This is a genomic window from Sphaerisporangium rufum, from assembly GCF_016863395.1.
Classification (GTDB): domain Bacteria; phylum Actinomycetota; class Actinomycetes; order Streptosporangiales; family Streptosporangiaceae; genus Sphaerisporangium; species Sphaerisporangium rufum.
Genome location: NZ_BOOU01000106.1, coordinates 1 through 13,050, shown reverse-complemented (window position 1 = coordinate 13,050; position 13,050 = coordinate 1). Strand labels below are relative to the sequence as shown.

Annotated in this window: 10 protein-coding genes; 7 read left to right on the top strand and 3 right to left on the bottom strand. The window is 70.1% G+C overall.

The features are described 5' to 3' along the window. Nucleotides 1–11: 11 nt before the first annotated feature. The 3 genes from mmsB to chvE all read right to left on the bottom strand — a co-directional run bounded on the left by mmsB (nucleotide 12) and on the right by chvE (nucleotide 4,049). On the bottom strand, nucleotides 12–1,277 hold the full coding sequence (gene mmsB, locus Sru01_RS33210; RefSeq protein ID WP_203994257.1) for a multiple monosaccharide ABC transporter permease: 1,266 nt from the start codon (nucleotides 1,275–1,277) through the stop codon (nucleotides 12–14). Further along, nucleotides 1,274–2,812: a multiple monosaccharide ABC transporter ATP-binding protein gene (gene mmsA, locus Sru01_RS33205; protein WP_203994254.1), complete on the bottom strand. Its 1,539-nt coding sequence runs from the start codon at nucleotides 2,810–2,812 to the stop codon at nucleotides 1,274–1,276. Before mmsA ends, mmsB begins: the two co-directional genes overlap by 4 nt. Before the next feature lie 97 nt (nucleotides 2,813–2,909). After that, nucleotides 2,910–4,049 carry a multiple monosaccharide ABC transporter substrate-binding protein gene (gene chvE, locus Sru01_RS33200; protein ID WP_203994251.1) on the bottom strand — a complete coding sequence of 380 codons (1,140 nt, stop codon included), beginning with the start codon at nucleotides 4,047–4,049 and terminating at the stop codon, nucleotides 2,910–2,912. A gap of 475 nt (nucleotides 4,050–4,524) precedes the next feature. Between chvE and Sru01_RS33195 the strand changes: the two genes are divergently transcribed. The 7 genes from Sru01_RS33195 to araA all read left to right on the top strand — a co-directional run bounded on the left by Sru01_RS33195 (nucleotide 4,525) and on the right by araA (nucleotide 12,975). Beyond that, the gene (locus tag Sru01_RS33195) at nucleotides 4,525–5,523 is read left to right on the top strand and encodes an ABC transporter substrate-binding protein (RefSeq protein WP_203994249.1); all 999 of its coding nucleotides are present in this window, start codon (nucleotides 4,525–4,527) and stop codon (nucleotides 5,521–5,523) included. 80 nt (nucleotides 5,524–5,603) lie between these two features. Beyond that, on the top strand, nucleotides 5,604–7,115 hold the full coding sequence (locus Sru01_RS33190) for a sugar ABC transporter ATP-binding protein (RefSeq protein WP_203994247.1): 1,512 nt from the start codon (nucleotides 5,604–5,606) through the stop codon (nucleotides 7,113–7,115). Continuing rightward, on the top strand, nucleotides 7,112–8,167 hold the full coding sequence (locus tag Sru01_RS33185; protein WP_203994245.1) for an ABC transporter permease: 1,056 nt from the start codon (nucleotides 7,112–7,114) through the stop codon (nucleotides 8,165–8,167). The genes Sru01_RS33190 and Sru01_RS33185 overlap by 4 nt, the downstream gene beginning before the upstream one ends. Then, the gene (yjfF, locus tag Sru01_RS33180) at nucleotides 8,164–9,180 is read left to right on the top strand and encodes a galactofuranose ABC transporter, permease protein YjfF (protein ID WP_239137994.1); all 1,017 of its coding nucleotides are present in this window, start codon (nucleotides 8,164–8,166) and stop codon (nucleotides 9,178–9,180) included. Before Sru01_RS33185 ends, yjfF begins: the two co-directional genes overlap by 4 nt. Before the next feature lie 32 nt (nucleotides 9,181–9,212). Beyond that, on the top strand, nucleotides 9,213–10,838 hold the full coding sequence (gene araB / locus Sru01_RS33175; protein ID WP_203994299.1) for a ribulokinase: 1,626 nt from the start codon (nucleotides 9,213–9,215) through the stop codon (nucleotides 10,836–10,838). Further along, entirely contained in the window at nucleotides 10,835–11,497 is a 663-nt protein-coding gene (locus tag Sru01_RS33170; RefSeq protein ID WP_203994243.1) for an L-ribulose-5-phosphate 4-epimerase, read from the top strand. The genes araB and Sru01_RS33170 overlap by 4 nt, the downstream gene beginning before the upstream one ends. Continuing rightward, nucleotides 11,494–12,975, top strand: a complete 1,482-nt coding sequence (araA, locus tag Sru01_RS33165; RefSeq protein WP_203994241.1) for an L-arabinose isomerase — start codon at nucleotides 11,494–11,496, stop codon at nucleotides 12,973–12,975. Before Sru01_RS33170 ends, araA begins: the two co-directional genes overlap by 4 nt. The last annotated feature ends 75 nt before the right edge of the window (nucleotides 12,976–13,050 follow it).

Here is a 13,050-nt window from a genome sequence, read left to right as displayed (position 1 = left end):
GGTCTGGCCGGTTACTGGGCGGCGGTGCCGGCCCGGCGCTTGGCCCAGACGTCGAAGGCGACCGCGGCCAGCAGCACGATGCCCTTGACCAGCATGACCCGCTCGCTGGGCGAGCCGATCAGCGACATGCCGTTGTTGATGACGCCCATGATGAGGCCGCCGGTGATAGCACCGACCACCTTGCCCACCCCGCCCTGCACGGCGGCGCCGCCGATGAACGCGGCCGCGATGGCGTCCAGCTCGAAGGCGTTGCCCGCGGTGGGGTTGGCCTGGTTGAGCCGCCCGGCGAAGATGACACCGGCCATGGCCGCGAGCACGCCCATGTTGACGAAGATCCAGAAGACGACCGACTTGACCTTGACGCCGGACAGCACGGCCGCCTGCAGGTTGCCGCCGATGGCGTAGATACGCCGGCCGAACACCGCCCGGTTGGTGAGCAGCGAGTAGCCCAGCACCAGGACCGCCAGCAGCATCAGCACCCAGGGCAGGTTCTTGAACCGGGCGAGCTGCACGACGATGGCCATCACCACCACCGCGGCGGCGGCGATCTTCAGCACGAACACCGCCATCGGGTCGACCTGCTGGCCGTAGCCGAGCCGGGCCGCGCGGGTGCGCCACTGGCTGGCGGCGAAGCCGGCCACCGCGATCAGGCCGATCAGCAGGCTGAACAGGTCGGCGCCGCCGAGCGGGCCGAGGCCGATGTTGCCCAGGTAGCCGTCGGTGAAGCCGTTGGCCAGGGTGCGCACCGCGTCGGGGAACGGGCCGATGCCCTGGTTGCCGAGCACGGTGAGGGTCAGCGCGCGGAACAGCAGCATGCCGGCCAAGGTGACGATGAACGCCGGGATGCCGAAATAGGCGATCCAGAACCCCTGCCAGGCGCCGATGAGCGCGCCGACGGCCAGGGTGATCAGCAGGGCCAGCGGCCAGGGGACGCTGTAGTTCACCATCAGCACCGCGGCGACCGCGCCGGTGATCGCGACCACCGAGCCCACCGACAGGTCGATGTGCCCGGCGATGATGATCAGGATCATCCCGATGGACAGGATCAGGATGTAGGAGTTCTGCACGATGATGTTGGAGATGTTCTGCGGCTCCAGCAGCGCCCCGTCGGTGAGCACGGAGAACAGCACGACGATCAGCGCGAAGGCGATGTAGATGCCGCTCTGCCGGATGTTCAGCGAGAGCCCGAAGACCCTGGCGCGGCCCGGCGCCCGTTCGATGACGTCGTCGGGCGGGCCGGCGGCCGCATCGACGTCGGAGGGCGAGATGCCGCTCATTTCTTCTGCTCCTGTCCCTTGGTCATGTACTGCATGAGGCGTTCCTGGGTGGCGTCCGCGCGGGCGACCTCACCGGTGATCCGGCCCTCCGACATGGCGTAGATGCGGTCGCACAGGCCGATCAGCTCCGGTAGCTCCGAGGAGATGACCAGGACGGCCCGGCCCTCGTCGGCCAGCCGGTTGATGATCGAGTAGATCTCGTACTTGGCGCCCACGTCGATGCCGCGGGTCGGCTCGTCCAGGATCAGCACGTCGGCGTCGGTGAAGATCCACTTGGACAGCACGACCTTCTGCTGGTTGCCGCCGCTGAGCTTGCCGGTGATGCTCTGCACGCTGGGCGCCTTGATGTTCATGCTGCCGCGGAACTCCTCGGCGACCTGGTACTCCTTGTTCTCGTCCAGCCAGCCGCGCCGGGCCAGCTTGCCCAGGCGGGCGGCGGAGACGTTGCGCTTGATGTCCTCGATCAGGTTCAGGCCGTAGCGCTTGCGGTCCTCGGTGGCGTAGGCGATGCCGTGCCGGATGGCGTCCCGCACGTTGCGGATCTCGACCGGCCGGCCGTCGCGGTAGACGCGCCCGGAGATGCCGGTGCCGTAGGCGCGGCCGAAGACGCTCATCGCCAGCTCGGTGCGGCCGGCGCCCATCAGCCCGGCCAGGCCGACGATCTCACCTCGGTGCACGGTGAGGGCGGCGCCGGAGACCACCGCCCGCCCGCGCTGGCTGGGGCTGTACACCGTCCAGTCCTCGATGCGCAGCGCCTCCTCGCCGATGTTCGGTTCGTGCGGCGGGAAGCGGTGTTCCAGGTCGCGGCCGACCATCCCGGAGATGATCCGGTCCTCGGTGACCGCGTCGGCGCGCATGTCCAGGGTCTCGATGGTGCGGCCGTCGCGCAGGATGGTGATCGAGTCGGCGATCGCGATGACCTCGTTCAGCTTGTGCGAGATGATCACGCAGGTGATGCCCTCGTCGCGCAGGCCGCGCAGCAGGTCCAGCAGGTGCGCGGAGTCCTCGTCGTTGAGGGCGGCGGTCGGCTCGTCCAGGATGAGCAGCCGCACCTCCTTCGACAGCGCCTTGGCGATCTCGACGAGCTGCTGCTTGCCCACCCCGATGTCGGACACCGTGGTCACCGGGTTCTCCCGCAGGCCCACCCGGGCGAGCAGCCGGGCCGCCTCGTGGTTGGTGCGGTTCCAGTCGATCAGCCCGCGCTCGGCGCGCTCGTTGCCGAGGAAGATGTTCTCGGCGATGGACAGCTGGGGGCAGAGCGCCAGTTCCTGGTGAATGATGACGATGCCGCGCCGCTCGCTGTCGGCGATGCCGGTGAAGCGGCACGGCTCGCCCTCGAAGGAGATCTCGCCGTCGTAGGAACCGTGCGGGTACACCCCCGACAGCACTTTCATCAGCGTCGACTTGCCGGCGCCGTTCTCGCCGCAGATCGCGTGGATCTCGCCCCGGCGCACCGACAGGTTCACGTCCTGTAGTGCCCGCACCCCGGGGAAGGTCTTGGTGATCCCGCTCATCCGCAGGATGTCGTCGGTCATGTCGTGCCCCGTCCCTCCACGTCCCGTTCCTCGGCGCCGATGCCCGGTGGCCCGCGCGGCGGGTCTCCCCCGCCGCGCGGGCCACCGGATGCCATGCTCAGCCGCCGAGCTGGGCCTCGGTGTAGTACTGGCTGTCGACCAGGACCTTCTTGTAGTTGGACTTGTCGACGATCACCGACTCCAGCAGGCGGGAGGGGACGACCTTGTTGCCGTTGTCGTAGTCGGTGGTGTTGTTCACCTCGGGCTTGCCGCCCTTGAGCACCGCGTCGGTCATCTCCACGGTGACCTCCGCGAGCTGGCGGGTGTCCTTGTAGATCGTGGAGTACTGCTCGTCGGCGATGATGGACTTCACCGACGCCAGCTCGGCGTCCTGGCCGGTGACGGTCGGGTACGGCTGGCCGGAGGTGCCGTAGCCGTTGCTCTTCAGCGCCGACAGGATGCCGATCGACAGCCCGTCGTAGGGGGACAGCACGCCGTCCACCTTGTCACCGCCGCTGTAGGTCTTGGTGAGGATGTCCTCCATGCGCTTCTGCGCGGTCGCCGGGTCCCAGCGCAGGATGGCGACGGTCTTGAAGTCGGTCTGGCCGCTCTTGACCTTCAGGGTGCCCTTGTCGATGTAGGGCTTGAGCACGGACATGGCGCCGTTGAAGAAGAAGGTCGCGTTGTTGTCGTCCGGCGACCCGGCGAACAGCTCGATGTTGAACGGGCCCTTGGCGCTGCCCTCGCCGCCGTCGGCGGTCTTGAGCTTCAGGCCGACCAGCAGCGAGGTGGCCTGCTGGACGCCGACCTTGAAGTTGTCGAAGGTCGAGTAGTAGTCGACGTTGGGGCTGTTGCGGATCAGCCGGTCGTAGGCGATGACCGGGATCTTCTTGTCCGCCGCCTCCTGCAGCTGGGTGGTCAGCGCGGTGCCGTCGATGGACGCGATGATCAGCAGCTTGGCACCCTTGGTGATCTGGTTCTCCAGCTGGTTCACCTGGGTCGGGATGTCGTCCTCGGCGTACTGGAGGTCGACCTTGTAGCCGAGCTTCTCCAGGCCCGCCTTGACGTTGTCACCGTCGTGGATCCACCGTTCGGACCGCTTGGTGGGCATGGTCACGCCCACCAGGGCCCCCTGGTTGCCCCCGGGGGCGGCGGAGGCGCCTTCGGCGTCCACCGTCTTCTGGCTGGAGCCGCACGCCGACATGGTCCCGGCGAGCACCAGGGCCGAGGCCGCCACCGCCACCTTCATGAATCTCATCCGTCACTCCTCGGGAGGCCGCCAAGCCGCCGGTTGCCGGGTTTACCTGAGCGTGCCAGTGTTATCGCTAACAATTAACCTGTCAATATTCAGGGGTAACGTCCCGGCAACAACCCGGGAGCAGCACGGACACCCGCTGAGATGATCTCCACCGGCCGGGTGGAGGTAGATCACCGGTGCGACTCCGGAACGACCCGAGCGATCTTGGTTCGCGCCGCGGCCGTACCGGCGCCGGACCGGACGGTTTCATGGTGACGTAACCGGACCGTGACCGGGAAAGCGTTGACTCGGCGAGTTGTTAGCGTTCACAGTCGTCCCCAGGCGGCTTCGGAAGGAGCGGGGAGTGAGATCAGGCATCGGGGGGCGTCCCCGGCGCCACGCCCGGAACCCTGCCCGCGTGGCCACCGCCGCCCGGCACGACAGTCTGGCGCCGGCCACCGCAGGCCGGCTCTCACGGCAGAAAAGGATCCCCCCAGTGCTGAAAAGATTCGCGACGGCCCTCGTGGCCGGCGCCCTCGCGGTGACCGTGGCCGGCTGTAGTTCCGGCTCCGGCGGCGACTCCGGCGCCACCGGCGGTGGTGGCGGCGGCGGTGACGACAAGATCACCATGGGCTTCTCCCAGGTGGGCGCGGAGAGCGGCTGGCGTACCGCCAACACCAAGTCGATCCAGGAGTCGGCCAAGGAGGCCGGCGTCGAGCTGAAGTTCTCCGACGCCCAGCAGAAGCAGGAGAACCAGATCAAGGCCCTGCGCTCCTACATCCAGCAGAAGGTCGACGTCATCGCCTTCTCGCCGGTGGTGGTCTCCGGCTGGGACACCGTGCTGAAGGAGGCCAAGGACGCCAAGATCCCGGTGATCCTGACCGACCGCGCGGTCGACTCCGCCGACAAGACCCTGTACAAGACCTTCCTCGGCTCGGACTTCGTCGAGGAGGGCAAGAAGGCCGGCCAGTGGCTGGTCGAGCAGTACAAGGACTCCAAGGACACGGTCAACATCGTCGAGCTACAGGGCAACACCGGCGCGGCGCCCGCGATCGACCGCAAGAAGGGCTTCGGCGAGGTCATCGCGGCCGACCCCAAGTTCAAGATCATCGCCTCGCAGCCCGGCGACTTCACCCGGGCCAAGGGCAAGGAGGTCATGGAGGCCTTCCTCAAGTCCAACCCGAAGATCGACGTGCTGTTCGCGCACAACGACGACATGGGCCTGGGCGCCATCGAGGCCATCGAGGGCGCCGGCAAGACCCCGGGCAAGGACATCAAGATCATCACGATCGACGCGGTGCACGACGGCATGCAGGCCCTGGCCGACGGCAAGATCAACTACATCGTGGAGTGCAGCCCGCTCCTCGGCACCCAGCTGATGGATCTGGCCAAGAAGGTCGTCAAGGGCGAGCAGGTTCCCGAGCGGGTGGTCACCGAGGAGACCACCTTCACCCCGGAACAGGCCAAGCAGGCCCTGCCCGACCGCAAGTACTGATCCGGTAGCCCGCCCGTCCGGCGGCCCGCCCCCGCGGGGGTGGGCCGCCGGACGGCGGACCAGGGAGGAGGGGGCTCCGCATGGCCGCACCCGAGCCCATCCTGCGCATGCGCGGGATCGGCAAGCAGTTCCCCGGCGTCCGCGCGCTCGACGGCGTCGACTTCCGGCTGCTGCCGGGCGAGGTGCACGCGTTGATGGGCGAGAACGGCGCGGGGAAGTCCACGCTGATCAAGGTGCTCACCGGCGTGTACGAGATCGACGCCGGGCAGATCGAGCTGGCCGGCCGGCCGGTGGCGTTCTCCAGCCCGCTGGCCGCCCAGCAGGCCGGGATCAGCACGGTGTACCAGGAGGTCAACCTCTGCACCAACCTCACGGTCGCCGAGAACATCTTCGCCGGCCGCGAGCCACGCCGTATGGGCCGCATCCTGTGGCGGGAGATGCGCCGCCGCGCCGCCGAGCTGCTCGCCCGGCTGGAGATCGACGTCGACGTCACCGCGCCGCTGTCGTCCTGCTCGCTGGCGGTGCAGCAGATGGTCGCGATCGCCCGGGCGGTCGACATCGACGCCCGGGTGCTGATCCTGGACGAGCCCACCTCCAGCCTGGACGCCGGTGAGGTCGCCCAGCTGTTCCGGGTGATGCGCCGGCTGAAGGACCAGGGCATCGCCATCCTGTTCGTCTCGCACTTCCTGGACCAGGTGTACGAGATCGCCGACCGGATGACCGTGCTGCGCAACGGCCGGCTGGTCGGCGAGTACCGCACCGCCGAGCTGCCGCAGGTCGAGCTGGTCGCCAAGATGATCGGCCGCGAGCTGGCCGAGCTGAAGGCGCTGGAGGACCGCCCGCCCGAGCCGGACGGCGCGCCGCTGATCGAGGCCCGCGAGCTGTCCCGCACCGGCGCGATCCAGCCGTTCTCGCTGACGATCCACCGCGGCGAGGTGCTCGGGCTGGCCGGCCTGCTGGGCTCGGGCCGCACCGAGCTGGCCCGCCTGCTGTTCGGCGCCGACCACGCCACCTCCGGCACGCTGCGCGTCGACGGCAAGGAGACCGCGCTGCGCACCCCGCGGGCCGCCATGGGCCACGGCATCGCGTTCTGCTCGGAGAACCGGCGGGCCGAAGGGCTCGTCCCCGGCCTGACCGTCCGGGAGAACCTGCTGCTCGCCCTGCAGGCCACCCGCGGCTGGGCCCGGCCGCTGCCGCGCGCCCGGCAGGAGGAGCTGGTCGAAAAGTACATCAACGCGCTCAACATCCGGCCGGCCGACCCCGAGCAGCTCGTCCGCAACCTCAGCGGCGGCAACCAGCAGAAGGTGCTGCTGGCCCGCTGGTTGATCCTGGAGCCGCGATTGCTCATCCTGGACGAGCCGACCCGTGGCATCGACGTCGGCGCCAAGACCGAGATCCAGCGCCTGGTCGCCGAGCTGTCCGGCGGCGGCATGGCGGTGCTGTTCGTCTCGGCCGAGCTGGAGGAGGTGCTGCGGCTCAGCCACCGGGTCGGAGTGCTGCGCGACCGGCGGCTGGTGGCCGAGCTGGAGAACGGTGAGCAGCTCACCACCGACCGGCTGATGGAGACCATCGCGAGCGGAGCGGCGTCATGAGAGAACTGCTGCGGCACCGGCTGCTGTGGCCCGTCGTCGTGCTGGTCCTGCTGCTGCTGCTCAACGTGATCTACAACAACGGCTTCCTGTCGATCCAGGTCAAGGACGGCCACCTCTACGGCAACCTGATCGACATCCTGCGCTTCGGCGCGCCCCTGATCCTGGTCGCCATCGGCATGACGCTGGTCATCGCCACCGGCGGCATCGACCTTTCGGTCGGCTCGGTGGTGGCGATCGCCGGCGCGATGGCCTGCCTGCGCATCAGCGACCTGGGCGACCAGGGCGCGGTGGGCGGCGTGCTGGGCGCCATCGGGGTCGCGCTGGTGCTGTGCCTGGTGCTCGGCGCGGCCAACGGCGTGCTGGTGGCGGCGATCGGCGTCCAGCCGATCGTGGCCACGCTGATCCTCATGGTCGCCGGGCGCGGCCTGGCCCAGCTGATCACCGACGGCCAGATCATCACGGTCAACAGCCCGCCCTACAAGCTGTTCGGCGGCGGCTACTGGCTGACCCTGCCGTTCGGCATCATCGTGGTGGCCGTCGTGGTGGTGCTCACCGCGCTGCTCACCCGGCGGCTGGCCCTCGGCCTGCTGATCGAGTCGGTGGGCGGCAACGCCGAGGCCAGCCGGCTGGTCGGCATCCGCTCCCGCGGGCTCACCATCATGGTGTACACCTTCTGCGCGCTGTGCGCGGGCATCGCCGGCCTGATCATCAGCTCGAACGTCTCCAGCGCCGACGGCAACAACGCCGGGCTGTGGATCGAGCTGGACGCCATCCTGGCCGTGGTCATCGGCGGCACCTCGCTCATGGGCGGCCGGTTCTCCCTCACCGGCACCGTTCTCGGCGCGCTGGTCATCCAGACGCTCACCACGACGATCTACTCGATCGGCGTGCCGCCGGAGACGACGCTGCTGTTCAAGGCCCTGGTCGTCACCCTGGTCTGCCTGGCGCAGTCCCCGGCCTTCCGCGCCAAGGTGTTCCACCGGCGCCGCCGGCGGCCGCCGGCCCCCGCGCCGTCCGATGAGATCGACGAGAAGGTGAGCGTGGCCACGTGACCACCGCCGGCCTCCGCCGAGGCCTCCTGCGCGGCCGACGGCCGCTGCCGCGCCGGTACGTACCGGTGCTGGTGACGACCGGCCTGCTGATCGCGATGTTCGCGGCCGGCGGCGTGCGTTACGAGAACTTCGCCACCGGCCAGATCGTGCTCAACGTCTTCGTCGACAACGCCTACCTGCTGGTGGTGGCGATCGGCATGACGTTCGTCATCCTGACCGGCGGAATCGACCTGTCGGTCGGCTCGGTGATCGCGCTGTCCACCATGGTGTCGGCGACGCTGATCAGCGACGGGTGGGCTCCGCTGCCGGTGATCGGGCTGGTGCTGCTGATGGGCGCGCTGCTCGGCCTCGGCATGGGGGCGATCATCCAGTACTTCGAGATCCAGCCGTTCATCGTGACCCTGGCCGGGATGTTCCTGGCCCGGGGCCTGTGCTACGTGATCAACACCGAGTCGGTCAAGATCACCGACCCGTTGATCGTCGCGCTCGGCGAGACCCACGTCCCACTCGGCCCGGAGCTGTGGGTCTCCCCCAGCGTCATCATCGCCCTGGTGGTACTGCTGGCGGCCATCTACGTGCTGCAGTACACCCGGTTCGGGCGCGGGGTGTACGCGGTGGGCGGCAGCGAGCAGTCCGCGCTGCTCATGGGCCTGCCGGTCGCCCGCACCAAGATGGCCGTGTACACGATCAGCGGGTTCTGCTCGGCGCTCGGCGGCGTGCTGTTCGCCTTCTACACGCTGTCGGGATGGAGCCTGCACGCGCTCGGCACCGAGCTGGACGCGATCGCCGCGGTCGTCATCGGCGGCACCCTGCTCACCGGCGGTTACGGTTACCTGTTCGGCACGGTCCTCGGCGTGCTGGTGCTGGGCCTGATCCAGACGATCCTCAACTTCGAGGGCACGCTCAGCGCCTGGTGGACCAAGATCGTGATCGGCCTGCTCCTGTTCGCCTTCATCCTGCTGCAGCGCCTGATCGGCGCGCGCGGCGGCCAGGCTCCCCCGACCCCTTCGTGAGAGTGAATGTGAGCATCAACAGCGACCGCTACGTGATCGGCGTGGACTTCGGCACCCTGTCCGGCCGCGCCGTCGTCGTCCGGGTGTCGGACGGCACCGAGCTGGGCTCGGCGATCCACGAGTACCCGCACCGGGTCATCGATGACACCCTGCCCGGCGGCCGGGTCCGCCTCGGCCCCGACTGGGCCCTGCAGTCACCGGACGACTGGTGGGAGGTGCTCGGCACCGCGGTGCCCGCCGCGCTGGACGCGGCCGGGGTCACCGCCGACCAGGTGATCGGCATCGCCACCGACTTCACCGCGTGCACCGTGCTGCCGGCCACCGCGGACGGCACCCCGCTGTGCGAGCTGCTGCCCGACCGGCCGCACGCCTGGCCCAAGCTGTGGAAGCACCACGCCGCGCAGCCGCAGGCCGACCGGATCAACGCGCTGGCCGCCGAGCGCGGCGAGTCCTGGCTGCCCCGCTACGGCGGGAAGATCTCCTCGGAGTGGCAGTTCGCCAAGGGCCTGCAGGTCCTGCAGGAGGACCCGGAGGTCTACGACCGGGCCGACCGCTGGATCGAGGCCGCCGACTGGATCGTCTGGCGGCTCACCGGGGCCGAGACCCGCAACGTCTGCACCGCCGGCTACAAGGGCATCCACCAGGACGGCGGCTACCCCACGGCGGAGTTCCTGGCCGCGCTGGACCCCGGCTTCGCCGGCTTCACCGCCAAGCTCGGCGGCGAGCTGTCCCCGCTCGGCGGCCTGGCCGGCCGGCTGACCGCCGCCGCGGCCAAGCACACCACCCTCCCGGAGGGCACCGCGGTCGCGGTGGGCAACGTGGACGCGCACGTCACCGCCGCCGCGGCCGACGCGGTGCGTCCCGGGCAGATGGTCGCCATCATGGGCACCTCCACCTGCCACGTGATGCCGTCGGACCAGCTGGCCGAGGTGCCCGGTATGTGCGGCGTGGTGCGCGACGGCATCGTGCCGGGCCTGTGGGGCTACGAGGCGGGCCAGTCGGGCGTGGGCGACATCTTCGCCTGGTTCACCGAGAACTCGGTGCCCGCCTCCTGCACCGCGCGCGCCGCCGAGGCGGGCATGGGCCTGCACGAGTACCTGACCTCGCTGGCCGCCGCCCAGCCGGTCGGCGCGCACGGCCTGGTCGCGCTGGACTGGCACAACGGCAACCGCTCGGTGCTGGTCGACCACAACCTGTCCGGGGTGATCGCCGGTCTCACGCTGGCCACCCGCCCCGAGGACGTCTACCGCGCGCTGATCGAGGCCACCGCCTTCGGCGCCCGCGTCATCGTGGAGACCTTCGAGGCCTCCGGGGTGCCCGTGGAGGAGTTCGTGGTGGCCGGCGGCCTGGTCAAGAACGCGTTCCTCATGCAGGTCTACGCCGACGTGCTGCGCCGCCCGCTGTCGGTGATCGGCTCCGACCAGGGGCCGGCCCTCGGCTCGGCCATCCACGCGGCCGTCGCCGCCGGCGCCTATCCCGACATCACCGCGGCCGCCGCCGCCATGGGCAAGCGCACCGCCGCCGCCTACCTGCCCGACGACGCCCGCGCCGACGCCTACGACCGGCTGTACGCCGAGTACCGCCGGCTGCACGACCACTTCGCCGACGGGGAGATCCTGCACCGGCTCCGCGCGATCAGGAACGAGGCCGGATCATGATGCTGCCGGAGCTGCGGGAGACGGTGAGCCGGCTGCACGCCGAGCTCACCCGCTACGGGCTGGTCGCCTGGACGGCGGGCAACATCTCCGGCCGGGCGCCCGGCGGCGACCTGTTCGTCATCAAGCCGAGCGGCGTCTCCTACGACGAGCTGACGCCGGAGTCGATGGTGGTGTGCGACCTCGACGGCGAGCTGGTCGAGGGGGACCACTCCCCCTCCAGCGACACCGCCGCGCACGCCTACACCTACCGGCACATGCCCGAGGTGAACGGCGTGGTGCACACCCACTCCACCTACGCCTCGGCCTGGGCCGCGCGCGGCGAGGCCATTCCGTGCGTGCTCACCGCGATGGCCGACGAGTTCGGCGGCGAGATCCCGGTCGGCCCGTTCGCGCTGATCGGCGGGGACGACATCGGCAAGGGCATCGTGGCCACGCTGGCCGGGCACCGCTCCCCCGCGGTGCTGATGCAGAACCACGGCGTCTTCACCATCGGCGACTCGCCGAAGGCCGCGGTCAAGGCCGCGGTGATGTGCGAGGACGTCGCCCGGACCGTGCACGTGGCGCGGCAGCTCGGCGAGCCGCTGCCCATCGCGCCCGATGACATCGACCGGTTGTACGACCGCTACCAGAACGTATACGGCCAGAGGAGTCATCTGTGAAGCTGTGGTTTCTGACCGGCAGCCAGGGCCTGTACGGCGACGACACGCTGCGGCAGGTGGCCGATCAGTCGCGCGTGATCGCCGACACCCTGGACCGTGAACTGCCGGTCGAGGTCGTCTGGCAGCCGGTGCTCACCGACGCCGAGGCCATCCGCCGGATGTGCCAGGCGGCGAGCGCCGACGAGGAGTGCATGGGCGTCATCGCCTGGATGCACACCTTCTCCCCGGCCAAGATGTGGATCGCCGGGCTGGACGCGCTGCGCCGGCCGCTGCTGCACCTGCACACCCAGGCGGGCCGCGAGCTGCCGTGGAGCTCCATCGACATGGACTTCATGAACCTCAACCAGGCCGCGCACGGCGACCGGGAGTTCGGCTACATCCAGTCCCGGCTCGGCGTGCCCCGCAAGACCGTCGCCGGTCACGTCAGCGACCCCAAGGTGATCGAGCGGATCGCGACCTGGGCCCGGGCCGCCGCCGGGCGCGCCGAGGTCGGCTCGCTGCGGCTGGCCCGCTTCGGCGACAACATGCGCGACGTCGCGGTCACCGAGGGCGACAAGGTGGAGGCGCAGCTGCGGTTCGGCGTCTCGGTCAACACCTACGGCGTCAACGAGCTGGTCGAGGTCGTGGACGCCGCGTCCGACGCCGAAGTGAGCGAGCTGGTCAAGGAGTACGAGGACGTCTACCGGGTCGCGCCGGAGCTGGCCGCCGGCGGCGACCGGCACGAGTCGCTGCGGTACGCCGCGCGCGTCGAACTCGGCCTGCGGCACTTCCTCACCGGCGGCGGCTTCCGCGCCTTCACCACCAACTTCGAGGACCTCGGCGGGCTGCGGCAGCTGCCCGGGCTGGCCGTCCAGCGGCTGATGTCAGACGGGTACGGATTCGGCGGCGAGGGCGACTGGAAGACCTCGGTGCTGCTGCGGACGCTCAAGGTGATGGCCGCCGGCCGCCCGGGCGGCACCTCGTTCATGGAGGACTACACCTACCACCTGACGCCCGGCGAGGAGGCCATCCTCGGCGCGCACATGCTGGAGGTGTGCCCGTCGATCGCCGCCGACACCCCCTCGTGCGAGATCCACCCGCTGGGCATCGGCGGCCGGGAGGACCCGGTGCGGCTGGTGTTCGACGCCGAACCCGGTCCGGCCGTGGTGGTGGGCCTGGCCGACATGGGCGACCGATTCCGCCTGGTGGCCAACGAGATCGACGTGATCGCCCCGCTGGAGCCGCTGCCCCGGCTGCCGGTCGCCCGGGCCGTGTGGCGGCCGCGCCCGGACCTGGCCACCTCGGCCGAGTCGTGGCTGACCGCCGGCGGCCCGCACCACACCGTACTGTCCGCCGCGGTCGGCGCCGAGGAACTGAACGACTTCGCCGACATGCTGGGCGTGGAGCTGCTCACGATCGACGCCGGCACCACCGCCCGCGAGTTCGCCAAGGAGATCCGCTGGAACCAGGCCTACTACCGGCTGGCGCGTCCGCTCTGAGTTTTTTGGCGCGCGCTTCGCGCGCGCGGGTTCGGGCTGTGTTGTTTGGCGCTCGCTCCGCTCGCGCGGGTTCGG